At 63.2% G+C, this 23,870-nt stretch carries 31 protein-coding genes and 1 other RNA gene; 15 read left to right on the forward strand and 17 right to left on the reverse strand.

What is annotated here, in order from left to right; translation table 11 throughout:
- Nucleotides 1-103 precede the first annotated feature (103 nt).
- From ybgC to ruvC, 7 genes are all read right to left on the reverse strand, one after another.
- On the reverse strand, nt 104-547 hold the full coding sequence (ybgC, locus tag JHL16_RS15535) for a tol-pal system-associated acyl-CoA thioesterase (RefSeq protein ID WP_200185809.1): 444 nt from the start codon (nt 545-547) through the stop codon (nt 104-106).
- On the reverse strand, nt 540-1,592 hold the full coding sequence (gene ruvB, locus JHL16_RS15540) for a Holliday junction branch migration DNA helicase RuvB (protein ID WP_200185810.1): 1,053 nt from the start codon (nt 1,590-1,592) through the stop codon (nt 540-542). The genes ybgC and ruvB overlap by 8 nt, the downstream gene beginning before the upstream one ends.
- The gene (locus JHL16_RS15545) at nt 1,589-1,972 is read right to left on the reverse strand and encodes a hypothetical protein (protein WP_200185811.1); all 384 of its coding nucleotides are present in this window, start codon (nt 1,970-1,972) and stop codon (nt 1,589-1,591) included. The genes ruvB and JHL16_RS15545 overlap by 4 nt, the downstream gene beginning before the upstream one ends.
- Before the next feature lie 53 nt (nt 1,973-2,025).
- On the reverse strand, nt 2,026-2,643 hold the full coding sequence (gene ruvA, locus JHL16_RS15550; RefSeq protein WP_200185812.1) for a Holliday junction branch migration protein RuvA: 618 nt from the start codon (nt 2,641-2,643) through the stop codon (nt 2,026-2,028).
- Complete coding sequence (locus tag JHL16_RS15555) at nt 2,640-3,068, reverse strand: type II toxin-antitoxin system VapC family toxin (RefSeq protein ID WP_200187148.1); 429 nt, start codon at nt 3,066-3,068, stop codon at nt 2,640-2,642. The genes ruvA and JHL16_RS15555 overlap by 4 nt, the downstream gene beginning before the upstream one ends.
- Nucleotides 3,065-3,322 carry a type II toxin-antitoxin system Phd/YefM family antitoxin gene (locus JHL16_RS15560; protein ID WP_200185813.1) on the reverse strand — a complete coding sequence of 86 codons (258 nt, stop codon included), beginning with the start codon at nt 3,320-3,322 and terminating at the stop codon, nt 3,065-3,067. Before JHL16_RS15560 ends, JHL16_RS15555 begins: the two co-directional genes overlap by 4 nt.
- A 69-nt stretch (nt 3,323-3,391) precedes the next feature.
- The gene (gene ruvC / locus JHL16_RS15565; RefSeq protein WP_420884541.1) at nt 3,392-3,919 is read right to left on the reverse strand and encodes a crossover junction endodeoxyribonuclease RuvC; all 528 of its coding nucleotides are present in this window, start codon (nt 3,917-3,919) and stop codon (nt 3,392-3,394) included.
- Nucleotides 3,920-3,961: 42 nt separating this feature from the next.
- Here ruvC and JHL16_RS15570 point away from each other — a divergent pair, with 42 nt between their 5' ends.
- Entirely contained in the window at nt 3,962-4,810 is an 849-nt protein-coding gene (locus JHL16_RS15570; RefSeq protein ID WP_200185814.1) for an alpha/beta fold hydrolase, read from the forward strand.
- 117 nt (nt 4,811-4,927) lie between these two features.
- Here the strand turns inward: JHL16_RS15570 and JHL16_RS15575 are convergent, their stop codons facing one another.
- Nucleotides 4,928-5,677: a YebC/PmpR family DNA-binding transcriptional regulator gene (locus tag JHL16_RS15575; protein WP_137856349.1), complete on the reverse strand. Its 750-nt coding sequence runs from the start codon at nt 5,675-5,677 to the stop codon at nt 4,928-4,930.
- Nucleotides 5,678-5,848: 171 nt separating this feature from the next.
- Between JHL16_RS15575 and JHL16_RS15580 the strand changes: the two genes are divergently transcribed.
- Nucleotides 5,849-6,178 (forward strand): hypothetical protein, encoded by a 330-nt coding sequence (locus JHL16_RS15580; RefSeq protein ID WP_200185815.1) that lies wholly within the window; start codon nt 5,849-5,851, stop codon nt 6,176-6,178.
- Here JHL16_RS15580 and JHL16_RS15585 read toward each other — a convergent pair whose 3' ends face one another.
- The 4 genes from JHL16_RS15585 to JHL16_RS15600 form a co-directional block, all read right to left on the reverse strand.
- Nucleotides 6,179-7,000: a TIGR00282 family metallophosphoesterase gene (locus JHL16_RS15585; RefSeq protein WP_200185816.1), complete on the reverse strand. Its 822-nt coding sequence runs from the start codon at nt 6,998-7,000 to the stop codon at nt 6,179-6,181. It lies immediately after the preceding gene.
- Between the two features lie 6 nt (nt 7,001-7,006).
- Nucleotides 7,007-7,606, reverse strand: a complete 600-nt coding sequence (locus JHL16_RS15590) for a 5-formyltetrahydrofolate cyclo-ligase (protein WP_200185817.1) — start codon at nt 7,604-7,606, stop codon at nt 7,007-7,009.
- A gap of 155 nt (nt 7,607-7,761) precedes the next feature.
- Nucleotides 7,762-7,920: non-coding RNA, 6S RNA (ssrS, locus tag JHL16_RS15595), on the reverse strand.
- Between the two features lie 185 nt (nt 7,921-8,105).
- On the reverse strand, nt 8,106-8,819 hold the full coding sequence (locus JHL16_RS15600) for a 3-keto-5-aminohexanoate cleavage protein (protein ID WP_200185818.1): 714 nt from the start codon (nt 8,817-8,819) through the stop codon (nt 8,106-8,108).
- A gap of 71 nt (nt 8,820-8,890) precedes the next feature.
- Between JHL16_RS15600 and JHL16_RS15605 the strand changes: the two genes are divergently transcribed.
- Nucleotides 8,891-9,463, forward strand: a complete 573-nt coding sequence (locus JHL16_RS15605) for a CGNR zinc finger domain-containing protein (RefSeq protein WP_200185819.1) — start codon at nt 8,891-8,893, stop codon at nt 9,461-9,463.
- A gap of 4 nt (nt 9,464-9,467) precedes the next feature.
- On the opposite strand, the gene JHL16_RS15610 is transcribed toward JHL16_RS15605, so the two are convergent.
- Together JHL16_RS15610 and JHL16_RS15615 are read right to left on the reverse strand one after the other, a co-directional pair.
- On the reverse strand, nt 9,468-9,821 hold the full coding sequence (locus tag JHL16_RS15610; RefSeq protein ID WP_200185820.1) for a cell division protein ZapA: 354 nt from the start codon (nt 9,819-9,821) through the stop codon (nt 9,468-9,470).
- A 7-nt stretch (nt 9,822-9,828) separates the two neighbouring features.
- Nucleotides 9,829-10,113, reverse strand: a complete 285-nt coding sequence (locus JHL16_RS15615; protein WP_200185821.1) for a DUF4164 family protein — start codon at nt 10,111-10,113, stop codon at nt 9,829-9,831.
- A 168-nt stretch (nt 10,114-10,281) separates the two neighbouring features.
- Here JHL16_RS15615 and tkt point away from each other — a divergent pair, with 168 nt between their 5' ends.
- From tkt to JHL16_RS15635, 4 genes are all read left to right on the forward strand, one after another.
- Nucleotides 10,282-12,318: a transketolase gene (gene tkt, locus JHL16_RS15620; RefSeq protein WP_200185822.1), complete on the forward strand. Its 2,037-nt coding sequence runs from the start codon at nt 10,282-10,284 to the stop codon at nt 12,316-12,318.
- Nucleotides 12,319-12,359: 41 nt separating this feature from the next.
- The gene (locus JHL16_RS15625; protein WP_200185823.1) at nt 12,360-13,559 is read left to right on the forward strand and encodes a phosphoglycerate kinase; all 1,200 of its coding nucleotides are present in this window, start codon (nt 12,360-12,362) and stop codon (nt 13,557-13,559) included.
- A gap of 2 nt (nt 13,560-13,561) precedes the next feature.
- A complete protein-coding gene (locus tag JHL16_RS15630; protein WP_200185824.1) occupies nt 13,562-14,581 on the forward strand; it encodes a class I fructose-bisphosphate aldolase in 1,020 nt (339 codons plus the stop codon).
- 74 nt (nt 14,582-14,655) lie between these two features.
- Nucleotides 14,656-15,171 (forward strand): cupin domain-containing protein, encoded by a 516-nt coding sequence (locus JHL16_RS15635; protein WP_200185825.1) that lies wholly within the window; start codon nt 14,656-14,658, stop codon nt 15,169-15,171.
- 135 nt (nt 15,172-15,306) lie between these two features.
- On the opposite strand, the gene JHL16_RS15640 is transcribed toward JHL16_RS15635, so the two are convergent.
- Complete coding sequence (locus JHL16_RS15640; protein WP_200185826.1) at nt 15,307-15,483, reverse strand: YdcH family protein; 177 nt, start codon at nt 15,481-15,483, stop codon at nt 15,307-15,309.
- A 117-nt stretch (nt 15,484-15,600) separates the two neighbouring features.
- Here JHL16_RS15640 and JHL16_RS15645 point away from each other — a divergent pair, with 117 nt between their 5' ends.
- The 4 genes from JHL16_RS15645 (at nt 15,601) to rpsU (ending at nt 17,743) form a co-directional block, all read left to right on the forward strand.
- Nucleotides 15,601-15,810, forward strand: coding sequence for a YdcH family protein (locus JHL16_RS15645; protein ID WP_137856336.1), 210 nt, complete (start codon nt 15,601-15,603; stop codon nt 15,808-15,810).
- On the forward strand, nt 15,807-16,298 hold the full coding sequence (purE, locus tag JHL16_RS15650) for a 5-(carboxyamino)imidazole ribonucleotide mutase (protein ID WP_200185827.1): 492 nt from the start codon (nt 15,807-15,809) through the stop codon (nt 16,296-16,298). Before JHL16_RS15645 ends, purE begins: the two co-directional genes overlap by 4 nt.
- Nucleotides 16,298-17,392, forward strand: a complete 1,095-nt coding sequence (locus tag JHL16_RS15655; RefSeq protein WP_200185828.1) for a 5-(carboxyamino)imidazole ribonucleotide synthase — start codon at nt 16,298-16,300, stop codon at nt 17,390-17,392. Before purE ends, JHL16_RS15655 begins: the two co-directional genes overlap by 1 nt.
- A 117-nt stretch (nt 17,393-17,509) precedes the next feature.
- Nucleotides 17,510-17,743 (forward strand): 30S ribosomal protein S21, encoded by a 234-nt coding sequence (rpsU, locus tag JHL16_RS15660; protein ID WP_137856333.1) that lies wholly within the window; start codon nt 17,510-17,512, stop codon nt 17,741-17,743.
- Between the two features lie 73 nt (nt 17,744-17,816).
- On the opposite strand, the gene JHL16_RS15665 is transcribed toward rpsU, so the two are convergent.
- On the reverse strand, nt 17,817-18,620 hold the full coding sequence (locus tag JHL16_RS15665; protein WP_200185829.1) for an inositol monophosphatase family protein: 804 nt from the start codon (nt 18,618-18,620) through the stop codon (nt 17,817-17,819).
- A gap of 128 nt (nt 18,621-18,748) precedes the next feature.
- Here JHL16_RS15665 and JHL16_RS15670 point away from each other — a divergent pair, with 128 nt between their 5' ends.
- Nucleotides 18,749-20,647 carry a propionyl-CoA synthetase gene (locus JHL16_RS15670; RefSeq protein ID WP_200185830.1) on the forward strand — a complete coding sequence of 633 codons (1,899 nt, stop codon included), beginning with the start codon at nt 18,749-18,751 and terminating at the stop codon, nt 20,645-20,647.
- 5 nt (nt 20,648-20,652) lie between these two features.
- On the forward strand, nt 20,653-20,997 hold the full coding sequence (locus JHL16_RS15675; RefSeq protein WP_200185831.1) for a cupin domain-containing protein: 345 nt from the start codon (nt 20,653-20,655) through the stop codon (nt 20,995-20,997).
- On the opposite strand, the gene JHL16_RS15680 is transcribed toward JHL16_RS15675, so the two are convergent.
- Nucleotides 20,978-21,730, reverse strand: coding sequence for a matrixin family metalloprotease (locus JHL16_RS15680; RefSeq protein ID WP_200185832.1), 753 nt, complete (start codon nt 21,728-21,730; stop codon nt 20,978-20,980). The genes JHL16_RS15675 and JHL16_RS15680 overlap by 20 nt on opposite strands.
- Before the next feature lie 192 nt (nt 21,731-21,922).
- Between JHL16_RS15680 and JHL16_RS15685 the strand changes: the two genes are divergently transcribed.
- The gene (locus JHL16_RS15685; protein WP_200185833.1) at nt 21,923-23,068 is read left to right on the forward strand and encodes an MFS transporter; all 1,146 of its coding nucleotides are present in this window, start codon (nt 21,923-21,925) and stop codon (nt 23,066-23,068) included.
- Nucleotides 23,069-23,101: 33 nt separating this feature from the next.
- Nucleotides 23,102-23,860 (forward strand): SDR family oxidoreductase, encoded by a 759-nt coding sequence (locus JHL16_RS15690; protein WP_200185834.1) that lies wholly within the window; start codon nt 23,102-23,104, stop codon nt 23,858-23,860.
- The last annotated feature ends 10 nt before the right edge of the window (nt 23,861-23,870 follow it).

Here is a 23,870-nt window from a genome sequence, read left to right on the forward strand (position 1 = left end):
GGGCTTTTGGCCGCCGAAACCGCATATCGGGCGCCAGAGAGAACAGCAAGCTATGGTTAAGTTATGGTTACGAAGCCGAGTTCCCATGGGACAAGGGGTTGCGTCAGAACGTCTTAAGGGCGGCCGCCATGTCCTCGGGGAAACGTTTGGGGCGCCCCGCCGCATCGACCAGCGCCACCGTCACGTCGGCTGAAAACAGCACCTCGCCCGCCCGCAGCACCTTCTGATCGAGCTCCATGCGGGCCCCGCCCATCTCGCGAAAACGCGTCTCGACCTCGAGCAGATCGTCGATCCGCGCCGGTTTCAGGAAATCGCAGACCATCCGGCGCACCACGAAGCCCATGCGGCCATGGGTTTCATGCCAATGCATCTCGTTGTGATGGATGCCGATGAGCCTCAGGCAGTCGGAACGGCCGCGCTCGCAGAATTTGAGATAATTGGCGTGATAGACGGCACCGGAAAAATCCGTGTCCTCGTAATAGACGCGCACCGGCAGCACATGCCGGTTGCCGTCGATGCGCCCGGCGAGATCCGGCCACTCAGTCATCGCCATTCTCCAGAGGCAGAATGCCTTGCGTGATCTCGGGGCGCTGCGGCACCGAGAGACCCAGATGGCGGAAGGCATGCGGCGTGAGCAGCCGGCCGCGCGGCGTGCGGTTGACGAAGCCGAGCTGGATGAGGAACGGCTCGATCACTTCCTCGATCCCGTCGCGCGCTTCCGACAACGAGGCGGCGATGGTTTCGACGCCGACCGGTCCGCCGCCGAAATTGATTGCGATGCAGGAGAGGTAGCGATGATCGAGCGCATCGAGGCCGCGCGTATCGACGTCGAGGCTGCGCAACGCCTTGTCGGCGACCTTGGCGTCAATCATCGCGGCGCCGGCGACGGAGGCGAAGTCGCGCACCCGGCGCAACAGCCTGCCGGCGATGCGCGGCGTGCCGCGCGAGCGCCGCGCGATCTCGCGCGCGCCCTCTTCCGCCATGACGACCTGCAGCACGCGCGCGCCGCGCCTGACGATATCGAGCAGTTCCTCTTCGGTATAGAAATCGAGACGCACCGGAATGCCGAAGCGGTCACGCAGCGGCGTGGTGAGGAGCCCGGTTCGGGTTGTGGCGCCGATCAGCGTGAATTTCGCCAGATCGATGCGCACCGAGCGCGCCGCGGGGCCTTCACCGATGATGAGATCGAGCTGGAAGTCCTCCATCGCCGGATAGAGCACTTCCTCGACCGCCGGATTGAGCCGATGGATCTCATCGATGAACAGCACGTCGCGCTCTTCGAGATTGGTGAGGAGTGCGGCGAGATCGCCGGCCTTGGCGATGACCGGGCCCGAGGTGGCGCGGAAATTCACGCCGAGCTCGCGCGCCACGATCTGGGCGAGCGTCGTCTTGCCGAGGCCGGGGGGACCTGCGAAGAGCACGTGGTCGAGCGCCTCGTTGCGCCCCTTCGCCGCTTCGATGAAGACATGCAGATTCTGCTTCGCCTTCGACTGGCCGACGAATTCCTTCAGCATCTGCGGGCGCAAATGCGTGTCGAGCTGGTCTTCGGGGCGCTGTTCGCGGCCTATGAAACGGTCGGACGCCGCGTTCATGTTACTGCTTTCTGCCAATAGGCCTTCACCAGCCACCAGGTGACGAGCGCCGGCACGATATGGATGATCACACTAAAGACAATGCCGTTGCCTGACACGCCGAAAAGCGCAAGCGCGAAGAGCGCGGCCAGCGCCAATGCAGTCACGATCGGAACAGAGACCGGCAGTCTGCCGGACAACCAGCCGACAAGCGCAAAGACCAGTCCACAAATGAAGGCCTGCAGTCCCCCCGACACATAACCTGAAACCAGCACCGACAATATGGTCTGGCCTTGCATGTAGATCGAAATCGCCTCAGGCGTCAGGCCGGTGGCGTCTGCCAGATAGACGAGAATCGTACCGACGAGCGGACCGGCGCCGACGGTCAGCAAGACTGTCATGATCAGCTTTACCCATAGCGGACGGCCGACGGGAGCGGATGCAATAACCGCGCTCATGCCAGTGCCAATTCCTTGAGCGCGAGACGGATCAGTTGCTCGGTCGCCGCGTCATCGCCCGCCTTGCGCATGGCGGCACTTACCGCAGCACCCGCTTGCGATTGACCATAGCCCAGATTGACGAGCGCCGAGACGGCATCCGACGCGGCCGTAGGTTTGGGCCCGCCGATCTCGGCCTGCAGTTTTGCCAGCGCCGGATCGGCGGGCGCGAAGGCCGGCGCTTTATCCTTCAGCTCACTGACGATCCGCTGCGCGACCTTGGGTCCGACGCCGGGGGCACGCGCGACCATCGCCTTGTCCTGCAGCGCGATGGCTTGCGCGAGCTCGGCGGTCGACAGCGTCGAGAGCAGTGCCAGCGCGACCTTGGTGCCCACACCCTGCACCGTCTGCAGCAGCTTGAACCATTCCCGCTCGCCTTGCGTGGCGAAGCCGACGAGACGGATCATGTCCTGGCTCACCAGCATCTCGGTGAAGAGCTCGCCGAACTCGCCGGCGGCCGGCAGCACCGACAAAGTCTTGGTCGAGCAGAAGCAATGATAGCCGACGCCGTTCACGTCGATGACGACCCAGTCCGGGCCATAGGTGTCGATGCGGCCTTTGAGCTTACTGATCATGCCATTGCATTCCAGGGATTTAGGACAAGAGCGCCGGTCGTTTCAAAATCAACAACGTTACGCGTGACGACAGTCATGCCGTGGACGATTGCTGTGGCCGCGATCATTGCATCGCGCTCATTTCTGCGATTAGGCACGTGCAGGCGGGCACAATGCCCGGCCACGTCGAAATCGATCGACAGTATGCGCCCCAGGAATTCGGGAATGACGTGTCTGTCCAACCATTGGCGGAGGATATTTCCTTGCACCGGGTCACGTCGTTCCATCTGCAACACGCCAATCTCGAGTTCCATCACCGTGATCGCCGACAGAAAAAGTTCCGCCGCAACGACGGTACGAAGCCATTGCACAAAATTCGGGTCGGCCTTGCCATCCCGAGCCTTTCGCAATTCGGAAACGACATTGGTGTCGAGAATGAACATCAGGAGAAATCAGCCGGCTTGATCTCGATCTCAATACGCGGCGGATCAAACTCCACATCTCCGACTCCCGGAGGCATGCCCAGAATATCGATGATGTCACCCTTTTTGCCAGCCAAACGTCGATATTCTTCGATAGTCAGCAGCACATGAGCAGGCTTCCCACGATCCGTGATGAATACCGGCCCCTCCTGCGCCGCTTTCTTGGCCCGGCTCGTATCTTGATTGAATTCCCGACTGGTCAATGTCGTAACGGTCATGGTGTTGTTCCTCCACGAGAAGCCAATGTAGAAACGTACCTACATATTTAACGCAATTTCGAGAACAAGTCAAGAACGAGCGAGCCTCTTGGCCAGGCTCTGGGCGCCCCGGTGATGGGCATGACAAATGGCGATCGCCAGCGCGTCGGCGGCGTCGGCCGATTTGGGCTGGGCGCGGGGGAGCAGAACCTTCACCATATGGTGGATCTGCTCCTTCTCGGCATGGCCGGCGCCGACCACCGTCTTCTTGATCTGATTGGGGGCATATTCGGCGACCGGGATTCCCGCTTCCGCTGGCACCAGGAGGGCGATGCCGCGCGCCTGGCCGAGCTTCAACGTGGCGCGGGGGTCGCTGTTGACGAAGGTCTCTTCGACCGCCGCCTCATCGGGCCGCCATTCCGCCACGACCTGCGCCAGCTGCACTTTGAGCTGCACCAGCCGCTCGGCCAGCGTCAGCGCCTGATCGCTGGTGACCACGCCATCGGCGACATGGGAAAGTCTGGAGCCCTCACAGATGATCAGCCCCCAGCCGGTGCGCCGGAGACCAGGATCGATGCCGATGATTCGAACAGTGGACAGAGCCATGGGCTGGGGCATAGCATTCTTTCCCGCCTACTTCAGCTTCATTGGGGACGTGTCATGCGCAGATTCCTGACGACTTTCGCGCTTGTGATCCTGGCCGGCTTCCTCACGCTTCTGCCACTCCGGGCCGAGGAACTGTGGAAAACGCTGCCCGCGCCGCAAGCCTTGCCGCCCGCCAGCGACAGCGGCGACGTGCCGATCAACGGCATCACCGTTCATTACGCCATCTGGGGCGACGGCTCGCCGCTCATCCTGCTGCATGGCGGGCTCGGCAATATGGAATATTTCGGCGGCCAGATTCCGGAGCTCGCCAAGCAATATCGCGTGATCGCGATGGACAGCCGTGGCCACGGCCAGTCGACCCGCAATGCCGATCCTTACAGCTACGGCCTGATGGCGAAGGACGTCATCGGCCTCATGGATCATCTCAAGATCGACAAGGCCTCGATCGTCGGCTGGAGCGATGGCGGCATCATCGGCCTCGACATCGCGATGAATTATCCCGACCGCCTCGACCGGCTCTTCGCCTTCGGCGCCAATACGAATGTCGCGGGGCTCAAGCCCAATATCGACAAGGACCCGACCTTCTCGAAATACATCGAGAATGCCGGCAAGGACTATGAGCGCCTGTCGAAGACACCCAAGGACTATAACGACTTCGTCGGCGCAATCAGCCAGATGTGGGCGACGCAGCCCGACTACAAGCCGGAGCAGCTGGCCAAGATCACCGCTCCCGTGGCGATCGCCGATGGCGAGCATGACGAGGCGATCCGCCAGGAGCATGATGTCGAGATGGCCAAGGCTATCCCCGGCGCCAAGCTGGTGATCCTGCCCAATGTAAGCCACTTCGCCATGCTGCAGGACCCGAAGCTGTTCAATCAGGCCGTGCTGGAGTTTCTGAAATAGAGCATCGGTCCCAAAAGTGCGACGCGCTTTTCGGATAAACCGATGCGCAAAACAAAAAAATAGAGCGCCGGCGTGATTCCATGAGAACGCCCGGCGCTCTGACAGCGCGCACCATCCTCAGGCGGCGGTGAGCTTCTTCATCACGTCGTCGGAGACTTCGAAATTGGTGAAGACGTTCTGGACGTCGTCATCCTCGTCGAGCGCGTCGATAAGCTTCATCAGCGTCGTCGCGGTTTCTTCATCGACCGGCGTCACCGTCTGCGGTTTCCACACGACCTTCACCGTCTCGGCATCGCCGAGCTTGGCGGCAAGCGCATGCGTCACCTCGCCGATGCTCTCGAAGGCGCACAGGATGACATGGCCGCTCTCGTCCGACTGCACGTCATCGGCGCCCGCTTCGATGCCAGCTTCCATCACCGCATCCGCTGAACCCGCCGCCGCCTTGTAGGTGATCTCGCCCATGCGCGTGAACATGAAGGCGACAGAACCGGTTTCACCGAGATTGCCGCCATATTTGGTGAACAGCGAACGCACATTGCTGGCGGCGCGGTTGCGGTTGTCGGTCAGCGCCTCGACGATGATGGCGACGCCGCCCGGTCCATAGCCCTCATAGCGGATCGCTTCATAGGTATCGACATCGCCACCCAGCGCCTTCTTGATGGCGCGTTCGATATTGTCCCTGGGCATGTTCTCGGCACGGGCATTCTGCACCGCGAGCCGAAGACGCGGATTTTTCTCGGGGTCAGGCAGGCCGGTCTTCGCCGCCACCGTCACTTCGCGCGCGAGCTTGGAAAACAATCGCGACCGGATGGCGTCCTGCTTGCCCTTCCGGTGCATGATGTTCTTGAATTGAGAATGACCTGCCATGGATCCTCGGAAATGTCCCTTATCGGGGGCCTTATAGCCCCCTCCTGATAAGATTAACAAGCGCTCCGGCATAGTAAATGCATCGTAAAATGCCGTCCCGCTCGACTTAACCCGTCCTTAAGGCGGATCGCCCAATTTGAAGAAAAGGTGAGTAACGAGGAGCGTAGTTCCATGACGGTGAAGTCCGGTTCGGTTGGTCAGATTGTTTTCGCGGCGGAGGGCCTCGCAGGGGCCGCCTGTTCCGCCGCCCTGAATAAAGTGCGCTCGCTGGCGAGCGCCGCGCCGTCGGGGCGGGCTTTCGCCGCCATCGCGACGCTGAGCGATCTTTCGCAGAGCGCGGAAACCCATCTCACGGCCGGCAATGACGCGCTCGGCCGCGGCGATACCGCAGGAGCTCAGACTGAATGGGCTCAGGCAGTGAGCGTGATGAGCCAACTTGCGCAAGAAGCCCGCAGCGGCCAGCCCGCCAGCGCCACCAAGGCGAAGGCACTCGCGCGCTAACTACCAGAAATCGATCCGCGCTTCGGCGAGACGCCCGCCGATCCGGACCGGCGCGATCTTCACGGCGAGACCGGTCGCATCATCGGTCTCGACCGCCACGCCTGAGACTGTCGCCTCGCCTTCCGCCGGGCGCATGCGCTCCACCGGCAATTTGCGGGTGAAGCGCTGGATCGGCTCTTCCTTCGCCATGCCGATCACTGAATCGTAATCCCCGCACATGCCGGCATCGCTCATATAGGCGGTGCCGTTCTTGAGGATGTGATGATCGGCGGTCGGCACATGCGTATGCGTGCCGACGACGAGGCTGGCGCGCCCGTCGACATAATGACCGAAGGCCATCTTCTCCGAGGTCGCCTCGGCATGGAAGTCGATGATCACCGCGTCGCAGTCGCGCCCGAGCGCACAGAGCTCGAGCTCGCGGTCGACGGCGCGGAACGGATCGTCGAGCTGTGGCTCGATCATCACCCGGCCCATGATGTTCATCACCAGAACCCGCTTGCCGGTCCTGGTCACGAACAGGCCCACGCCCTTGCCCGGCACGCCCGGCGGATAATTCAGTGGGCGGAGCATATTGGGCACACGCTCGATGAAGATGAGCGCCTCGCGCTGGTCGAAGGAATGATTGCCGAGCGTCACCACATCGGCGCCGGCATCGATGAGGCCATTATAAATGTCCTCGGTGATGCCGAAGCCATGCGCGGCGTTTTCGCCATTGATCACCACGAGATCGGGCGCATGGCGCTCGCGCAATTGCGGCAGCACCCGCGCCACCGCCTCGCGGCCTGAGCGGCCGACCACATCACCGAGAAAGAGGAGACGCATGGAGGTTCAGCGCTTCGGCTCGATGACGCCACGCTCGGTCAGGATCCAGTCCAGCGGTTCGTCGTAATCGGAAACCGGAACTTCGGCCATTTCCTGCTCGGCATAGGCGACACCGATCGCCGTCACCGGCTTCAGCTTGCGCAGTTCGGCAAGGGTGCGGTCATAAAAGCCGCCGCCATAACCGAGCCGATAGCCGCGCCGATCGAAAGCCAGCATCGGCACCAACAGCACGTCGGGCTGGAGCTCAGGCGCCGTCTCGAGCGGAATATGGATGTCCCAGATGCCACGGCCGGTGGGCTCACCGGGTGCCCAGGCGCGGAAGGTCAGCGGCGCGCCCTTCGCCATGACCACCGGCAAGGCGGTCTGCCAGCCCTCGCTCACGAGCCGTGCCAGCAGCGGCAGGACATTGATCTCGGCCTGATAGGGATAGAAGCCTGAAAGAGAGGCGCGATCGGTTCGACGCTCGATCGGCAGCTCGTGCTGCGCCAGCATGAGGCCGGCCCGGTCGCCGAGGGTCTTATGCGCATGCGCTCGGGCCGCATTGGCGGCCGTCCGCGCCCGGCGCTTGAGATCGAGAACGTCGCCGGAGCGCTTAGCAACTTGCATATCATCCCTCGCTTAGAGCCCTTCCCGTTTTGATCGGATCGGAACGATTCGATCAAAACGGGAAAAAGGGCTCGAATACATATAATCTTGAGCGCTTCCTTATCGCCAAAGTCGAGCAACTTTGGCGGGAAGCGCTCTAGTGCAGGCAATTCGAGTGGCGGGCCGCCATGGCCGTGGGAGAATGACGATCCCGGGTACCTACAAGTGTAGGTGGGCGCCATGTGGGCAAGGCCACGGCCAAGCCTAGGGACAGCTCCCGCGAGAATCGTATAGGCCCCAGGGAAAAGATCTCCTCACGTACCGGGCAGCTCGCCGACCCCTATTTAGGCGCAAGCAAGCCTGAAATCCAGGACCGAAGCAGAAACTCCACCACGACTTTCCGCCCCTAGATCACGATCAGTTCAGGCCGTAGCGGCCTGAACTGATAAACGTGATCGAAATACTGAGTTTTAGCGCGTGATCGGACGGAAGACCGGTATCCACTTTTCCTGATCACGCGCTAAGTCAATTCGGCCGCGGCGGCAATGATCGCCAGGTTGTCGGCGGCGATGCTTCCGTCGGGAAGCACGAGCCCGTCCTCGAAACCGAGTCGCGCATCGAGCCCAAGCACACGCGACTTGCGGTAGAGTGGCCACATCGTCTGGTCGAAGCCATGCAGCAGGATCGGCAGATCGATATGGCTCTGCGCGATGATGCCGATCATCTCGTCGGCAAGTGCCAGCGCGCTCGCAACATCCTTCTCGAAATCGATCTCGACGAGAATGCGCAGACAGGCTTTTGCTGTCGCAAGCGTCACGAAGTTGCGCGCATCGGCGGCCGTGGCGAGCCCGGCTTCGACGCCGATCCCTTTTGCCAGCATCAGATCGATGATCCGGGCGGCGTCGCTTTCGCTCAGATTGACCGAGACATAATCGGGCAAAAGCTGCCAGGCCTTCATCTGGGCGAAGCCTCGGCTCGTATCGCGGCGGATTCCCTCCCGCGTCGAAAGCCCGACCGGAATGCCGGGGACTGCCTGGCGGATGGCGGTAAGAGCCGCGGCCGTATCCTGCGGGTCGAGTGTTTCGAGGCCTTGCGCGTCGCGCGGATGGACATGGAGCTCCGCCACCCCTCGCACCACCACCCGGGTGGCATCACGGGCCAGCTCCTCCGGCGTCTGTGGGATTTGCGGATGGTCATGGCGGCTGCGCGCGCCATTGAGACAGGCTTGCAGCATGGGATCCTCTCCTGGGCACCTGTTAAACAGGTGCCTAGACTAGCGAATCGGAACCAGTTAAACAAGTACCCATGCAATACATCCACCCGTCGGATTGGAATTTCCGCTTCCGCTCCGGCCGCCTGTGCCTGGACTTTATCGCCACCGTCGGCGACCGCGATCATATGAGCTTCGACCGCTGGCAGAACGACTCCGATTTCGGTCGCTGGTGTGTGGCCGCCGGCCTGCTGCCGGATGCGGTCGCAGTCACCGCAGCTGAGCTCGAAGAGGCGCGCCGGCTTCGTGAGGCGCTCTACCGTCTGGCCCTTGCCGCTCTTGGACAAAGCGCCCCCGTCGCCGCCGATCTTGACCTGCTCAATCGCTGGGCGCGCAAAGCACCGCCGGTCCCGCAGCTCGCCGGCCTGGGTGAGGCCAGGATCTGGCAAGCCGACGCCCCCTATGACGCGGTGCTCGCCAGCGTGGCGCGCGATGCCATCGATCTCCTGTCGGGCGAGATGACGAAACGCTTACGCAAATGCGCCGATGATCATTGCTCGGTTCTGTTCGTCGACATGTCGCGACCCGGCAAACGGCGCTGGTGCGCTATGAATGGCTGCGGCAACAAGGTGAAGAAGGCGGCTTATCGCAAGAGGTTGCGGGCCTGAGCTCTCAGCCCATTTTACCGGCGAGGCCCTGCAGGCGCTGCGCCGCGATTTCCAGCCTTTCGGTGAATTTCGCTTCCATTTCGCGGGCCTGCTGCACGGTGGCATTGCGTGCTTCGCGCGCCCCCCGCAGCTGGTCCTCGAGCTCCTCGATGCGCCGGACCGATTCCGACAGCCGGTCGGCCACCATGAGGCCCGCCATCACCAGAAGCCTAATATCGCCCACCGTGCCGACATTGCTCTTGATGCGCGACACTTCGGTATCGAGCAGCTTGGCGAGCTCGCGCAGATGATCTTCCTCACCATCCGGGCACTGCATCGTATAAGGGCGGTCATTGACCTGGACGATCACTTGCGCCATCGGGCTTTTACCCCCCACTGTTGCTGTGGAGAACGGCGCGAATGCGCGACATCGCCGCGTCGATCTTGCCGACCGCCTTCTGATTTGTGTTGACGAGGTCGTTGGCCTTGGAACGCACGCCGTCGAGCTCCTGCGCCAGGCGCGAGCGATCCAGCCGCAAGGCTTCCGCCGCCGCCTCGAGCGACTCCTCATTCGATTTGCGCTCATTCTGCCGCTCGACAGCGGCCTCGAACTGCCTGAGCGCAGCGTCGAACCGATTTAATACCTCGTCGAGCTTGCGCGTATCCGCCATTTCATCCCAACTGCTGGCCGGTCACTTGCGAATCCCTTCCGGCACCCCCGTAAACTAAGCGCAGCGGCCCATCGGCGCAACCGGTTCCAAACTTGTTCACAGAGGTTGACTCAAGGGGCTCGGATGCTATCTCTGGCCCCCCGCATTCACCGAGAGCGAGCAGCCCCAATGACATCCGACACGGCCGCCCAAGCCGCGAATTTCCGCACCGCCCCCCTGATTTCGGATGACGAACGCTTGAAGCTCCGGACCTCTGCCAACGCCATCCGCGCCTTGAGCATGGACGCCGTCCAGAAGGCCAATTCCGGCCATCCGGGCCTGCCCATGGGCGCCGCCGACATCGCCACCGTCCTGTTCTCGCGGTTCGTCAAATTCGACGCGGCCGACCCGCATTGGCCCGACCGTGACCGCTTTGTGCTGTCCGCCGGCCACGGCTCGATGCTGCTCTATTCGGTGCTGTTCCTGCTCGGTTACAAGGACATGACGCTGGACCAGATCAAGAACTTCCGCCAGCTCGGTTCGAAGACCGCCGGCCACCCCGAATATGGTCATGCCGAGGGCATCGAAACCACCACCGGTCCGCTCGGCCAGGGCATCGCCAATGCGGTCGGCATGGCGATCGCCGAACGCCATCTCAATGCCCGCTTCGGCGGTGATCTCGTCAATCACAAGACTTATGTGCTGGCGGGCGACGGCTGCCTGATGGAAGGCATCTCGCAGGAAGCCATCACGCTGGCCGGCCACCTCAAGCTCAATCACCTGATCGTGCTGTGGGACGACAACGGCATCTCGATCGACGGCAAGGTGACGATGTCGGATTCGACCGACCAGCTTGCCCGCTTCGCCGCCTCGGGCTGGAACACCACGCTCATCGACGGGCATGATGCGCAAGCCATCGCCACCGCCCTCGAAGCCGCCCAGTCGAGCGACAAGCCGTCGCTCATCGCCTGCAAGACGATCATCGGCTTCGGTGCTCCCAATAAGCAGGGCACCGCCGCGACCCACGGCTCGCCGCTCGGCGCCGATGAAGTGGCCGCCGCCCGCAAGACGCTGGGCTGGGACTATCCGCCCTTCGAGGTTCCGGCCGACATCCTCGCCTTCTGGCGCGCCGCCGGCAAACGTGGCCGCGCCGAGCGCGAGGCTTGGGAGAAGCGTCTCGCCGCCAACTCGGCCAAGAGCGAATTCAAGCGCGCGATCTCGGGCGCCCTGCCCGCCAATTTCGACACCGTCATCGCCGACTACAAGAAGAAGCTTGCCAAGGAACCGCCGGCGCTCGCCACCCGCAACTCTTCGCAGAACGCGCTCGACGTCATCAATGTCGCGGTGCCCGAGACGATCGGCGGCTCGGCCGACCTCACCGGCTCAAACAACACCAAGTCCAAGGATTTGAAACCGCTCAACGCCGCCGACTATGGCGGGCGTTATGTCTATTACGGCATCCGCGAGCATGGCATGGCGGCGGCCATGAACGGCATGGCGCTGCATGGCGGCGTCATTCCCTATGGCGGCACCTTCCTGGTCTTCACCGATTATTGCCGGCCCTCGATCCGCCTCTCCGCGCTGATGGGCATTCGCGTGATCTATGTGATGACGCATGACTCGATCGGCCTCGGCGAGGACGGTCCGACCCATCAGCCGGTCGAGCATCTGGCCGCCTTGCGCGTCATGCCCAATCTCCATGTCTTCCGCCCCTGCGATGCGGTCGAGACGGCGGAATGCTGGCAGCTGGCGCTCGAATCCGAGAAGACGCCGAGCGTTTTGGCGCTGACCCGCCAGAAGCTCAGGCCCGCGCGCCTCACTTACTCGGCGAAGAATCTCTGCGCGCAAGGCGCTTACGAGATCGCGCCGAGCGCCAAGAAGTCGAAAGCCGTCATCTTCGCCTCGGGCTCCGAGGTCGAGATCGCTCTCGACGCCAAGGCGCTCCTCGACAAGGCCGGCATCCCGGCCCGCGTCGTCTCGGTGCCCTCGATGGATCTCTTCGAGAAGCAGAGCAAGGCTTACAAGGACAAGGTGTTGGGCACGGAGAAGATCCGCGTCGGCATCGAAGCCGCGGTGCGCAACAACTGGGACCGCTTCATCGGCCTCGACGGTATCTTCGTCGGCATGTCGAGCTTCGGCGCTTCAGGCCCGATCGAGAAGCTCTATCCGCATTTTGGCATCACCGCCAAACATGTGTTGCAGGCGGTCAAGAAGAAGACACGTTGATCCGCAACCGTCTGAGCTAAATACCAGGGAGCCTTGTGTTGATGCCTGCCTTCAAGACCCTCGATCAGCTCGACGCCCGGAATAAGCGTGTTGTCGTCCGCGTCGATCTCAACGTGCCGATCGAGAATGGCGAAGTGCGTGATGCGACCCGCATCGAGCGCATCGAGCCGACCATCAAGGAGCTCCTGGACAAGGGGGCTGCGGTCATCCTGCTCGCCCATTTCGACCGGCCGAAGGGCAAGGTCGTGCCGGAAATGTCCTTGCGGCCGATTGCACCGGCGCTCGAAAAGGTGCTTGGCCGCCCTGTCACTTTCGTCTTCTCCGATTGGCATGACGGCAAGGCGATCGATGCCGCGAAGAACGCCAAGCCCGGCCAGTGCCTTCTCATGGAGAATACCCGCTATCATGCGGGCGAAGAGAAGAACGATGAAGCGCTCGCCAGGATCTTCGCGAGCCTCGGCGATGCTTATGTGAACGACGCCTTCTCGGCCGCGCATCGCGCCCATGCCTCGACCGAAGGCATCGCCCATCTGATTCCGGCCTTTGCCGGGCGCGCCATGGAGGCCGAGCTCAAGGCGCTCGAAGCCGCGCTCGAAAAGCCGAAACGGCCGCTCATTGCCGTCGTCGGCGGCGCCAAGGTGTCGACCAAGCTCGAGCTTCTCGGCAATCTCTCCGGTGTCGCCAATGTGATCGTGATCGGCGGCGGCATGGCCAATACCTTCCTTGCCGCTCAGGGTCACCCGGTCGGTAAGTCGCTCTGCGAGCATGATCTGGCCCAGACTGCACGGGACATTCTCGCCACGGCGAAATCGAAATCCTGCGAGATCCTGCTCCCCGTTGATGCCGTCGTCGCCAAGGAATTCAAGGCCGGCGCTCAATCCCACGTCGTCGATATCACCGCCGTCGCCTCCGATGAGATGATCCTCGATGCCGGCCCCAGGAGTGTTGCCGCCATCAAGGCCGCCTTCGACAAGGCCGGCACGCTCGTCTGGAACGGTCCGCTCGGCGCCTTCGAAATTGCGCCTTTCGACAAGGCCACCAATGCGGCCGCACGTCATGCGGCCGATCTCACGAAAGCTGGCAAGCTCGTCTCGATTGCCGGCGGCGGCGACACCGTCGCCGCCCTCAACCAGGCGAAAGCGGCTGACGATTTCACCTATATTTCAACGGCAGGGGGCGCCTTCCTCGAATGGCTGGAAGGCAAGCCGCTGCCAGGCGTGAAAGCTTTGAGAGGAGCGTAAGCATGACCGAGAAACTCGCAAAAGTCGCCGAAGCGATGGTGACGCCCGGCAAGGGCATCCTGGCCGCCGATGAAAGCACCGGATCGATCAAGAAGCGCCTCGATTCGATCAATACTCCGTCCACGGAGGAAACCCGCCGCGACTATCGCGAGATGCTGTTCTCCGCCAAGGAAGGCATGTCGAAGTATATTTCGGGCGTCATCCTGTTCGACGAGACGATCCGCCAGAAGGGCAAGAACGGCACGCCGCTGGTCGACCTCATCAAGTCGACGGGCGCCATTCCGGGCATCAAGCTCGATGTCGGCGCCAAGCCCTTGGCGCTGTCGCCCAAGGAGACGGTGACCGAAGGTCTCGATGGCCTGCGCGAGCGCATCAAGGATTACGTTGGCCTGGGCGCTCAGTTCGCCAAATGGCGCGCCGTGATCGATATCGGCCAGGGCCTCCCCACTCATAACTCGATCCACGCCAATGCCCATGCTCTGGCCCGCTATGCGGCCCTCTGCCAGGAAGGCGGCCTCGTGCCGATCGTCGAGCCGGAAGTGCTGATGGAAGGCAATCACGACATCGACACCTGCATGAAGGTGAGCGAATGGGCGCTGAACGAGCTCTATCGCGAGCTCTATTATGCCGGCGTCGTGCTCGAGGGCACCATCCTCAAGCCGAACATGGTCGTCTCCGGCAAGGACTGCGCCAAGCAGGCCTCGCGTGAGGAAGTAGCCGAGAAAACAGTGACGGTGCTGAAGCGCTGCGTGCCGTCGGCCGTGCCGGGCATCGCCTTCCTGTCGGGCGGCCAGTCGGATGAGGATGCGACCGCGCATCTCCATTACATGAACGCCATCGGCAACCTGCCCTGGAAGCTCACCTTCTCCTATGGCCGCGCTTTGCAGGCCGCCGCGCTCAAGACCTGGAAGGGCAAGGCGGAGAATGTCGCCGCCGCGCAGAGCGCTTTCAACCACCGCGCCGAGATGAATTCGCTCGCCGCGTCCGGCAAGTGGTCGCAGAAACTCGAAAAGGCAGCCTGAATTTAACGCTGCTGACTGTTGCCTGTCTTCGGGGCCGGTATAGTGCGGTGATAACTCTCTAGGGAGATCACCACATGACCGGCCCCATCGATTTTTCGGCCTTCGTCGCCCACTGGCGCGACATCGAGGGCAAGGACGACAACCACTATAATGGCTCCGACGAGCTCCAGGCGATCAGCGCCTCCTATGGCGAGAAACACGGCCTGATGCGTCTCGGCATCCATCACGAGCGGCTTCAGCCTGGCCGGCGTGTCTCCTGGCCGCATGCGGAAGCCGATGAGGAAGAGTTCGTCTTCGTTCTCGAAGGTGAACCTGATCTGTGGGCCGACGGCCATCTCAAGCGGCTGCAGCCCGGCGACGGCGTGTCCTTTCCCGCCGGTACCGGCCTTGCCCACACCTTCATCAACAACACCGATCAGGAAGTACGGCTGCTGGTGGCGGGTGAAGCGACACGCATCCGCAGCCGCATCCATTATCCGATGCACCCCAAGCGCAACGAAGAGATCGGCGACCGTCACTGGAAGATCGATCCACCGCGGCCGCTAGGCCCGCATGACGGCCTGCCCGACCGGCAGCGCATAAAATCCTGAAGAACACGCCGCCAGCATCGCCTGGCGTCTATGTCAGTTTGAAAGCTGGAAAAACTTTGGGAGGTCTCCGTCACTTCAGAACCGTCAAGCGGCCTGAAGTGACGAGATTTTCTTGGCTTTGATCTTGTAAGCTGCCTAGTGCCTCATCTGGACGGCGAGCTTGGAAATTTCGTCTTTGATTCGGAGTTTCTTGCGCTTCAGCTCGGCAATTTCGGCATCTGTCGAAGCGGGGTGGGACATCACGTCCTCGAGCTCCGCTTCCAGAGCCCTATGTTTTGCCGCCAGTTCACCGAGATGCGCCTGAACGCTCATCAAAGCCTCCTGTGATTGACCATATGAGTGTGACACAGACTTGGGGTCTTGTCGAACCCCGTACAAGGGCATAGGGAGTGTGGAAAAAATCGGTGCGCAAACTGGGGTAGGCGCCGGATGATCGACGGGACTGAAGAGAATCTTCTGCAGACAAGGCTCATGACGCTGCGCCAGCAACATCGCGACCTGGATGCCGCTATTTCGTCGCTCGAGGACTCGGGCACCGGTGACCAGCTGCAATTGCGCCGGCTCAAGAAAATGAAGCTGCAGATCAAGGACGAGATCCAGAAGGTCGAGGACAAGCTGATCCCGGATATCATCGCATGACGGCCAAAGTGGCGATCATCATGGGCAGCCAATCCGACTGGCCGACCACCATGAAATATGCCGCCGACACGCTGGCCGAGCTCGGCGTCGTCTATGAGGCGCGCATCGTCTCGGCGCATCGCACGCCGGACCGGCTTTATGAATTCGCCAAGGGCGCCAAGGCGGAAGGCTTCAGCGTCATCATCGCCGGCGCCGGCGGCGCCGCCCACCTGCCCGGCATGACCGCCTCCATGACCAGCCTGCCCGTCCTCGGCGTGCCGGTCGAGAGCCATGCGCTCAAGGGCCAGGACAGCCTCTATTCGATCGTCCAGATGCCGGCGGGCATTCCGGTCGGGACGCTCGCCATCGGCAAGGCCGGCGCCGTCAATGCCGCCCTCCTCGCCGCAGCGATCCTGGCGCTCAACGACAAGGCTCTGGCCGGACGGCTGGAAGCCTGGCGTGCCAAGCAGACCGCTGCCGTTGCGGCAGCCCCGAGGGACGGCGCCTGATGCGGCTTGCCCATCCTCTGCCGCCCAATTCCGTGATCGGCATTCTGGGCGGCGGCCAGCTCGGCCGCATGCTGGCGCTCGCCGCGGCACGCCTGGGACTGCGCTGCCATATCTACGCGCCCGAAGCGGACAGCCCGGCCTTCCAGGTCGCCGCCGCTTTTACCTGTGCCGCCTATGACGACCGTGACGCGCTCGAGGCCTTTGCCGCCGCCGTCGATGTCGTGACCTATGAATTCGAGAATGTGCCGGCCGAGACCGCCTCCATTCTGGGCCGGCTGAAGCCCCTGGCGCCGGGCGCCGAGGCGCTGGCCACCAGCCAGGACCGTTTCGTCGAGAAGACCTTCCTTGCCGGCATCGGCCTCGAGACCGCGCCCTTCGCCGCCGTCGATGACGAAGCCGGGCTCGAGCGGGCGGTCGCCCGCATCGGCAGGCCTTCGATCCTGAAGACGCGCCGCTTCGGCTATGACGGCAAGGGCCAGACCACGCTCCGCGCCGAAACCGCGCTCGCTGCCGCCTGGGCCCAGATCGGCGCCCGCCCGGCCATCCTGGAGGGCTTCGTCGCTTTCGAGAAGGAAGTCTCGGTCATCGCGGCGCGCGGCTGGGACGGCGCCATCGCCGTCTATGACGTGCCGGAAAACCGGCATGCGAATCATATCCTGCACCAGTCGATCGTGCCCGCGGCCATCGCCCCCGAAACGGCCGCGGAGGCCCGCGAAATCGCCGCCCGGATCGCCGCCGCCCTCGATTATGTGGGCGTCATCGGGGTGGAACTGTTCTTCGCCAGGGGCCAGGGCGCCGAGCGGCTGATCGTCAACGAGATCGCCCCCCGGGTCCATAATTCCGGCCACTGGACCATGGACGCCTGCACCGTTTCGCAGTTCGAGCAGCATATCCGTGCCGTCGCCGGCTGGCCGCTCGGCAGCCCGGAGCGCCACAGCGACGTCATCATGACCAATCTCTTGGGCGAGGACGCCGAAAACTGGCAGAATCTGGCTCGGGAACCCCATTCCGGCCTCCATCTTTACGGCAAGGCGGAATGCCGCGCCGGCCGTAAAATGGGCCATATTAACCGCTTAACCCCTCGACAGGGCTAAAACCCTGTGCTATTTCGCCCGCCAGCTTGAAGGGGGCAGCCCTTTCGGACGGCACGGGTTATTCCGGGTCGCTTTTCTGGACACAACCGCTTTCTAAAGGAACCGAGGTCAGATCTCGTGCAAGTTATCGTTCGCGACAATAACGTCGACCAGGCGCTCAAGGCCCTCAAGAAGAAGATGCAGCGTGAGGGTATTTTCCGCGAGATGAAGCTCCGCGGACATTACGAAAAGCCTTCCGAGAAGAAGGCCCGCGAAAAGGCGGAAGCCGTCCGCCGCGCCCGTAAGCTGGCCCGCAAGCGCCTGCAGCGCGAAGGCCTGCTCCCGGCGCCCAAGAAGATCGTCAAGCCGTAATCACGCCGTCAAGGCAGTGAAGAACGAGGCCGGGCATGTCCCGGCCTTTAGCGTTTGTGCTTGAACCAGAGAATCACTCCCCTGCGCGCGCCTTGGCGATCTCGGCCTTGATCAACGGAACGAGGTCGGCATTGCCGGCAAGAACCGTTCCCGTATCGAAAGGCGCCTTCTCGCCCTCCGCCGAGGTGACGATGCCGCCCGCCTCGCGCACCATCAAAATGCCCGCCGCGGTGTCCCAGGGCTCGAGGCCCCGGCCCTGCATGACATCGATACGGCCCGCCGCCACATAAGCGAGCTCAAGCGCCGCCGAGCCGATCTGCCGGAGCGCCGCGACCTTGGGCTGCAGCCGCGCCAGCTCGCGCTGGGACTGGTCGTGGCGATCCGCCTCACCGATCGAGGGAATGCCCCAGGCGAGCACCGCGTCGGAGAGAGTCTTGCGCGCCGCGACCCGCAGGCGACGGTTGTTGAGGAAAGCCCCTTGCCCGCGCTCGGCGGTGAACAGCTCGTCGGTGATCGGATTATACGTCACCCCGCACAGCAGATCGCCCTTGCGCTCGAGCGCCACGGAGATGGCGAAGAACGGGATGGAATGGATGAAATTGGTGGTGCCGTCGATCGGATCGATGATCCAGCGGTGATCGGCGTCGCGGCCCACGACCTTGCCCGATTCCTCCATCAGGAAGCTGTAGCCCGGCCGCGCTTTTTCCAGCTCGTCGCGCAGCACCTTTTCGCAGCGTTTGTCGGCGGCGGTCACGAAATTGCCCGGCCCTTTGACCGAAACCTGAAGATTGGCGATTTCGCCGAAATCGCGCTGCACGCCGCGCGCCGCCTTGCGGACGGCAGCGATCATGACGGTGAGATTAGCCGACTGAGCCACGGTGTGTTCCTGCCTGATGGAAGAGGTCAGTGTCCTAGCAAGTCTGCCCCGGTAAAACCAGACCATTTTCCTGTTGTCCTTCAGTCCCCGATATCCAAGACTAAGCTTCGGAAACGTCAGGAATTTCGATGAGCACCTACGAGAAGACCTATCAGCGCTGGCAGTCAGACCCCAAAGCCTTCTGGACCGAGGCGGCGCGCGACATCGACTGGATAAAGCCCTGGGACCATGTCTATGCCAAGGTCGACGGCCTCGACCGCTGGTTCGTCGGCGCCCTATGCAACACCTGCTGGAATGCCGTCGACCGCCATGTCGCGGCCGGCCACGGCGGGCGCGCCGCCCTCATCTATGACAGCCCGCTCACCGGCAGAAAGCAGCGCTTCACCTATGCCGAGCTTCAGGACGAGGTCGCGACGCTCGCGGCCCTGCTGCAGGATCTCGGCATCGTCACAGGCGACCGCGTTCTCCTTTACATGCCGATGATCCCTGAAGCCGTATTCGCCATGCTGGCCTGCGCCCGCATCGGCGCCGTCCATTCCGTCGTCTTCGGCGGCTTCGCCCCGGCCGAACTCGCCACGCGCATCAACGACGCCAAGCCGAAGCTCATCATGTCGGCTTCCTGCGGCATCGAGCCCGGCCGCGTCGTCGCCTATAAGCCGCTCATCGACAAGGCGATCGAACTCGCCCAGCACAAGCCGGCACATGGTCTCGTCTGGCAAAGGCCGGAGCTTGCCGCCGAGCTCACGCCAGGCCGCGATCATGACTGGGCCCAAGGCCTCGCCGCGACCCGCACAGCAGGACGCAAGGCGGAGTGCGTGCCGGTGAAGGCCACCGACCCGCTTTATGTGCTCTACACGTCAGGCACCACTGGACAGCCCAAAGGCGTGGTGCGCGACAATGGCGGGCATCTGGTGGCGCTCAAATGGACGATGCCGAATATCTACGGCATCGCGCCCGGCGAGACCTTCTGGGCGGCCTCCGATGTCGGCTGGGTCGTCGGCCATTCCTATATCGTCTATGCGCCGCTGCTCCATGGCGCCACCGCCATCCTCTTCGAAGGCAAGCCGGTCGGCACGCCTGATGCCGGCACGTTCTGGCGCGTCATCGCCGAGCATGGCGTGAAGGCGCTGTTCACCGCGCCGACCGCCTTCCGCGCCATCAAGAAGGAGGACCCGGACGGCAATTTCATCCGCAAATACGATCTGTCGCAGTTCCGCACTCTGTTCCTCGCCGGCGAGCGCGCCGATCCCGATACGGTGAAATGGGCCGAGGAGCGTCTCAATGTGCCGGTCATCGATCACTGGTGGCAGACCGAGACCGGCTGGCCGATCGCCGCCAACCCGATCGGCCTCGGCCGGTTGCCGGTCAAATACGGCTCACCCACCGTCGCCATGCCGGGCTATGACGTGCGCGTGCTCGATGAGGGCGGACATGAGGTGAAACGCGGCACGCTCGGCGCCATCTGCATCAAGACGCCGCTGCCGCCCGGCTGCCTGCCGACGCTGTGGGGTAACGATGCGCGTTTCCGCTCGAGCTATCTCGAGCATTTCCCGGGCTATTACGAAACCGCCGACGCGGGCTTCATGGATGAAGACGGCTATCTCTACATCTTGGCGCGCACCGACGACATCATCAACACGGCGGGCCATCGCCTCTCCACCGGCGGCATGGAGGAAGTGCTGGCCGGCCATCCCAATGTCGCCGAATGCGCGGTCATCGGCATCGCCGATCAGCTCAAGGGCCAGGTGCCGGTGGGTTTCGTCGTGCTGAAGGCGGGCGTTGCGCGCGAAGCGAAGGAAATAGAAGCGGAATGCATCCAGCGCATCCGTGAAGAAATCGGTCCGGTCGCCAGCTTCAAGACGGTGATGATCGTCCAGCGCCTCCCCAAGACGCGCTCGGGCAAGATCCTGCGCGCCACCATGCGCAAGATCGCCGACCGCGAGGAATGGAAGATGCCGGCGACCATCGACGATCCGGTGATCCTCGATGAGATCACCAAGGCTTTGAAGACGAAGGGACTGGGCTGATCACCATGATGGATGTCATCGCGCGCGCGAACTGGGCGGAGCATCCCGACCGCTGGCAGGGTGAAGTCGAGCTCGGTGCTTTTGGCGGCGATCTCTGCATCATCTTCAATTTTATCGCGGGGCCAGGCGGCGGACCGCGCCTGCACAAGCATCCCTATGCCGAGACTTTCATCGTGCGCTCAGGCACCGGCCTGTTCACCCTGGGCGATCGCGAGATCACCGCAACCGAAGGCCAGATCCTCATCGCACCGGCGCATACACCGCATAAGTTCAGCAATGTCGGCCCCGGCCCGCTCGAGACCATCGATATTCACTCAAGCGGCAAGTTCATTACCGAGTGGCTGGAGTGAGCGGCGAACCATAGAGCTTGCGCGCCGCGTCACCGTCGCTCCGCGTCGGACCTTTGAGCTTCTCGTCATAGCGAAAGCCCATCAGCGCGCCGGCCGCACCCGGGTGATCGAGCCCGATGGCATGACCGATCTCATGCATGAATGTATAGCGCAGGTCATAGACATCGAGATCGCCGTCGAAGCCGATCTTCCATTTGGCCCGCGGGTTGAGGCAGATCACCGCCTGGCGGATCGTCCTCACACTGTGCGCTTTGGCGGGTGGCTCCCTCGGCTGCTCGCTGGCGACCAGCCCTCTTTCCGTCGCCGGCGCCGAAGCGAGCGGCCCGGACTCGAGCTCGATATTGGTGAAAGCGCGTCCTATCGGATTGCCTTGCGCGCCGATGAGGATGTCGGCCTGGGTCGCATTCGGCGCCTCGACGAAAGCGAGATTAGCGGCCCTCGACCACGCCGCGAAGGCGGCGGTGGCTTCAGCGCGCACGCGATGATCGGCAAGCCCAGTCTGCTTCTCGAATCCATCGAGCGGCCGAAGCGTCGCGCAATTGCGTGCCGACGGCGACATCACGTCGGCCGTGGCGAAGCCATAGGTCACCGTGGCGCCTGTGCTCCATTTGGGCGCGCCCCATTTGACCCAGGAGCCTTCCAGCACCAGCAGACGTTGATCGCTTGCAACGCACGGGACGGACATCGTCGCCGCCAGGACGATGGCGGCGGCAGCGAAGCTGCGCAGCATCATGCAGTAAGTTCCCTCACTCACCCATAGATAGTGTCACTGTCGATCTTGGTGCCGGCGCCGCTTACCTCGCGACAAATCTCTCGCACGGCCCGTTTGTTCTACATTTCCCGGCCCGGCGCAATCCGCATTTTGTCGCCTCACCCGCAAAGTGATAGGGAACCTTCTCAACCAGCTTCAAGGCGCGCCTCCCTAATGTCCCCTTCCGTCATTCGCAGAGCGCGCGGCGCCATCTCGGTTACGTTCCTGGTCTATGGGCTGATCGTCGGCGCCTGGGTTCCGCATATTCCGCTGGCCAAGGACCGGCTCGCCGTCGGCAACGGCATCTTCGGCATGGCCCTTCTCGCCATTGCGATCGGCGGCATCATCGCCATGCCGATTTCCGCCGGCATGACGAGCCGCTTCGGCAGCGCCAAGGTCGCGGCGGTGACCGGCATCGCCCTGTGCCTGGCTTTCATCCTGCCGCCGATGGCGCCGGACCTCGCAACCTTCCTGCCGGCCGCTCTCCTTTTTGGCGCCGCCTTGGGCGGCATGGATGTCGCGATGAACGCTCATGGCGTTGCGGTCGAAAAGGCGATGCGGCGACCGACCATGTCCGTGGTCCACGCCGCTTACAGCGCGGGCGCCCTGATCGGGACGGTTCTCGGCGCCCTGCTCCTCAAGGTGATCGGCGAGACGCCGCAGATCCTGCTCACCAGCGCGCTGGGCCTCGCTCTGTTCCTCGCCTGCATCCCTTACTACCTCCCATCAGGCGTCGACAGAGGGACGCCGGGGGCGATCTTCGTCTGGCCGACACGCGCCTCTCTCGGATTAGGCGCCCTCTGCTTCCTGACCTTGATGTCGGAGGGCGCCGTCATCGACTGGTCCGGTCTCATTCTGCGCCAGCGCTTCCTGCTCGAGGCCACCACGGCGGCGCTGGGCTTCGCGGCCTTCGCGGTCGGCATGACAGCCGCGCGCCTTTTGGGTGACCGGCTGCGCCTCAAATTCGGCGCCATTCGGCTCTTGCGCTGGAGCGCGCTCATGACGGCCGCAGGAATGGCCATCGCCCTCGTCATTCCATCGGCCCCCATCGCTATTGCCGCCCTTGCTTTGACCGGCATGGGGCTCGGCAATGCGGCGCCCGTGCTTTTCGCCGGTGGCGGTAGGCTTGAGCCCGACGCGCCGGGACGCGGCATCGCCGCGGTGACGACGCTCGGTTATACCGGCTTTCTCGCCGGCCCTCCCTTGATCGGCTTCGTCGCCGAGCTGAGCGGATTGCCCATGGCGCTTGGCCTCGTCGTGCTGGCGTCACTCGTCATTGCCGTCTCGGCCCGCGCCGCTGGCGCGGCTGACCGCTATTAGCTAGACTCGCCAACGCGACGAACAGAGGGAAACATGATGAGCAAGCCGGATTTCACGGGCAAGACCGTGGTGATCACCGGAGCCGGCCGCGGCCTGGGTGCCGCCTTCGCCGTCGTCCTCACCGATCTCGGCGCCGAGGTCATCATGACCGGGCGCAACACCGAGCAGGTGACCACCGCCGCTGAGGCGATCGGCCTGCGCACCGGCAAGCGGCCGCGCACCCTCGTCTTCGATCTCGCCGATCCGGGCCAGGTTACCCTCACCGCCAAGAAGCTGCGCGACGAAATGGCGAAGATCGACATCCTCATCAACAACGGCGCGCAATGGCTCGCCGGCAAGATGGACGAGCACGACGCCTATGCCATCGTCAGCACGATTTCCTCGGGCGTCACCGGGACATTGCTGTTCACCCGCGGCCTCATCAAACCGCTCGAGGCGTCGGGCGCCGGCGACATCCTCAACATCGTCTCGATCTCGGGTCTCCCCAATGTGCCGCTTCAGGGCGCGTCGATTGCCTTCCACGCCGCCAAGCACGGGCAAACCGGCATGACCGAGGGCCTCAAGCAGGAGCTCAAGGGCCGTCCCGTCCGGGTGAGCGCGCTCTATCCGCCCAATCTCGTCGACATTTCGCCGCTCGATACACAAGCCTGGGAAGCCCCGCGCCCGGCGGACTCTCTCGTCACCAATCGCGATATCGTCGAGGCCGGCATCTTCGCATTGACGCGGCCCCGACATGTGACTCTCGCCTCGCTCGTCATCGACCCCGATCACGGCGGCACTTTCTCGGAATAAGATCAGGACT

The organism is Taklimakanibacter albus (genome assembly GCF_016595235.1).
GTDB classification, from domain to species: Bacteria; Pseudomonadota; Alphaproteobacteria; order Rhizobiales; family Aestuariivirgaceae; genus Taklimakanibacter; species Taklimakanibacter albus.

What these genes read in the sequence shown, in the direction of transcription:
- JHL16_RS15610 (WP_200185820.1), bottom strand. Translation starts at nt 9,821, where the DNA reads ATGGCGCAAGTGATCGTCCAGGTCAATGACCGCCCTTATACGATGCAG.
- JHL16_RS15585 (WP_200185816.1), bottom strand. Translation starts at nt 7,000, where the DNA reads ATGCGTCTCCTCTTTCTCGGTGATGTGGTCGGCCGCTCAGGCCGCGAG.
- tkt (WP_200185822.1), top strand. Translation starts at nt 10,282, where the DNA reads ATGACATCCGACACGGCCGCCCAAGCCGCGAATTTCCGCACCGCCCCC.
- JHL16_RS15545 (WP_200185811.1), bottom strand. Translation starts at nt 1,972, where the DNA reads ATGACAGTCTTGCTGACCGTCGGCGCCGGTCCGCTCGTCGGTACGATT.
- JHL16_RS15675 (WP_200185831.1), top strand. Translation starts at nt 20,653, where the DNA reads ATGATGGATGTCATCGCGCGCGCGAACTGGGCGGAGCATCCCGACCGC.
- JHL16_RS15685 (WP_200185833.1), top strand. Translation starts at nt 21,923, where the DNA reads ATGTCCCCTTCCGTCATTCGCAGAGCGCGCGGCGCCATCTCGGTTACG.
- JHL16_RS15570 (WP_200185814.1), top strand. Translation starts at nt 3,962, where the DNA reads ATGCGCAGATTCCTGACGACTTTCGCGCTTGTGATCCTGGCCGGCTTC.
- ruvC (WP_420884541.1), bottom strand. Translation starts at nt 3,919, where the DNA reads ATGCCCCAGCCCATGGCTCTGTCCACTGTTCGAATCATCGGCATCGAT.
- JHL16_RS15575 (WP_137856349.1), bottom strand. Translation starts at nt 5,677, where the DNA reads ATGGCAGGTCATTCTCAATTCAAGAACATCATGCACCGGAAGGGCAAG.
- JHL16_RS15690 (WP_200185834.1), top strand. Translation starts at nt 23,102, where the DNA reads ATGATGAGCAAGCCGGATTTCACGGGCAAGACCGTGGTGATCACCGGA.
- JHL16_RS15600 (WP_200185818.1), bottom strand. Translation starts at nt 8,819, where the DNA reads ATGCTGCAAGCCTGTCTCAATGGCGCGCGCAGCCGCCATGACCATCCG.
- JHL16_RS15605 (WP_200185819.1), top strand. Translation starts at nt 8,891, where the DNA reads ATGCAATACATCCACCCGTCGGATTGGAATTTCCGCTTCCGCTCCGGC.
- JHL16_RS15615 (WP_200185821.1), bottom strand. Translation starts at nt 10,113, where the DNA reads ATGGCGGATACGCGCAAGCTCGACGAGGTATTAAATCGGTTCGACGCT.
- ruvA (WP_200185812.1), bottom strand. Translation starts at nt 2,643, where the DNA reads ATGATCAGTAAGCTCAAAGGCCGCATCGACACCTATGGCCCGGACTGG.
- ybgC (WP_200185809.1), bottom strand. Translation starts at nt 547, where the DNA reads ATGACTGAGTGGCCGGATCTCGCCGGGCGCATCGACGGCAACCGGCAT.
- JHL16_RS15645 (WP_137856336.1), top strand. Translation starts at nt 15,601, where the DNA reads ATGATCGACGGGACTGAAGAGAATCTTCTGCAGACAAGGCTCATGACG.
- purE (WP_200185827.1), top strand. Translation starts at nt 15,807, where the DNA reads ATGACGGCCAAAGTGGCGATCATCATGGGCAGCCAATCCGACTGGCCG.
- JHL16_RS15580 (WP_200185815.1), top strand. Translation starts at nt 5,849, where the DNA reads ATGACGGTGAAGTCCGGTTCGGTTGGTCAGATTGTTTTCGCGGCGGAG.
- JHL16_RS15625 (WP_200185823.1), top strand. Translation starts at nt 12,360, where the DNA reads ATGCCTGCCTTCAAGACCCTCGATCAGCTCGACGCCCGGAATAAGCGT.
- JHL16_RS15630 (WP_200185824.1), top strand. Translation starts at nt 13,562, where the DNA reads ATGACCGAGAAACTCGCAAAAGTCGCCGAAGCGATGGTGACGCCCGGC.
- JHL16_RS15680 (WP_200185832.1), bottom strand. Translation starts at nt 21,730, where the DNA reads ATGATGCTGCGCAGCTTCGCTGCCGCCGCCATCGTCCTGGCGGCGACG.
- JHL16_RS15560 (WP_200185813.1), bottom strand. Translation starts at nt 3,322, where the DNA reads ATGACCGTTACGACATTGACCAGTCGGGAATTCAATCAAGATACGAGC.
- JHL16_RS15670 (WP_200185830.1), top strand. Translation starts at nt 18,749, where the DNA reads ATGAGCACCTACGAGAAGACCTATCAGCGCTGGCAGTCAGACCCCAAA.
- ruvB (WP_200185810.1), bottom strand. Translation starts at nt 1,592, where the DNA reads ATGAACGCGGCGTCCGACCGTTTCATAGGCCGCGAACAGCGCCCCGAA.
- JHL16_RS15640 (WP_200185826.1), bottom strand. Translation starts at nt 15,483, where the DNA reads ATGAGCGTTCAGGCGCATCTCGGTGAACTGGCGGCAAAACATAGGGCT.
- JHL16_RS15590 (WP_200185817.1), bottom strand. Translation starts at nt 7,606, where the DNA reads ATGCAAGTTGCTAAGCGCTCCGGCGACGTTCTCGATCTCAAGCGCCGG.
- JHL16_RS15635 (WP_200185825.1), top strand. Translation starts at nt 14,656, where the DNA reads ATGACCGGCCCCATCGATTTTTCGGCCTTCGTCGCCCACTGGCGCGAC.
- JHL16_RS15655 (WP_200185828.1), top strand. Translation starts at nt 16,298, where the DNA reads ATGCGGCTTGCCCATCCTCTGCCGCCCAATTCCGTGATCGGCATTCTG.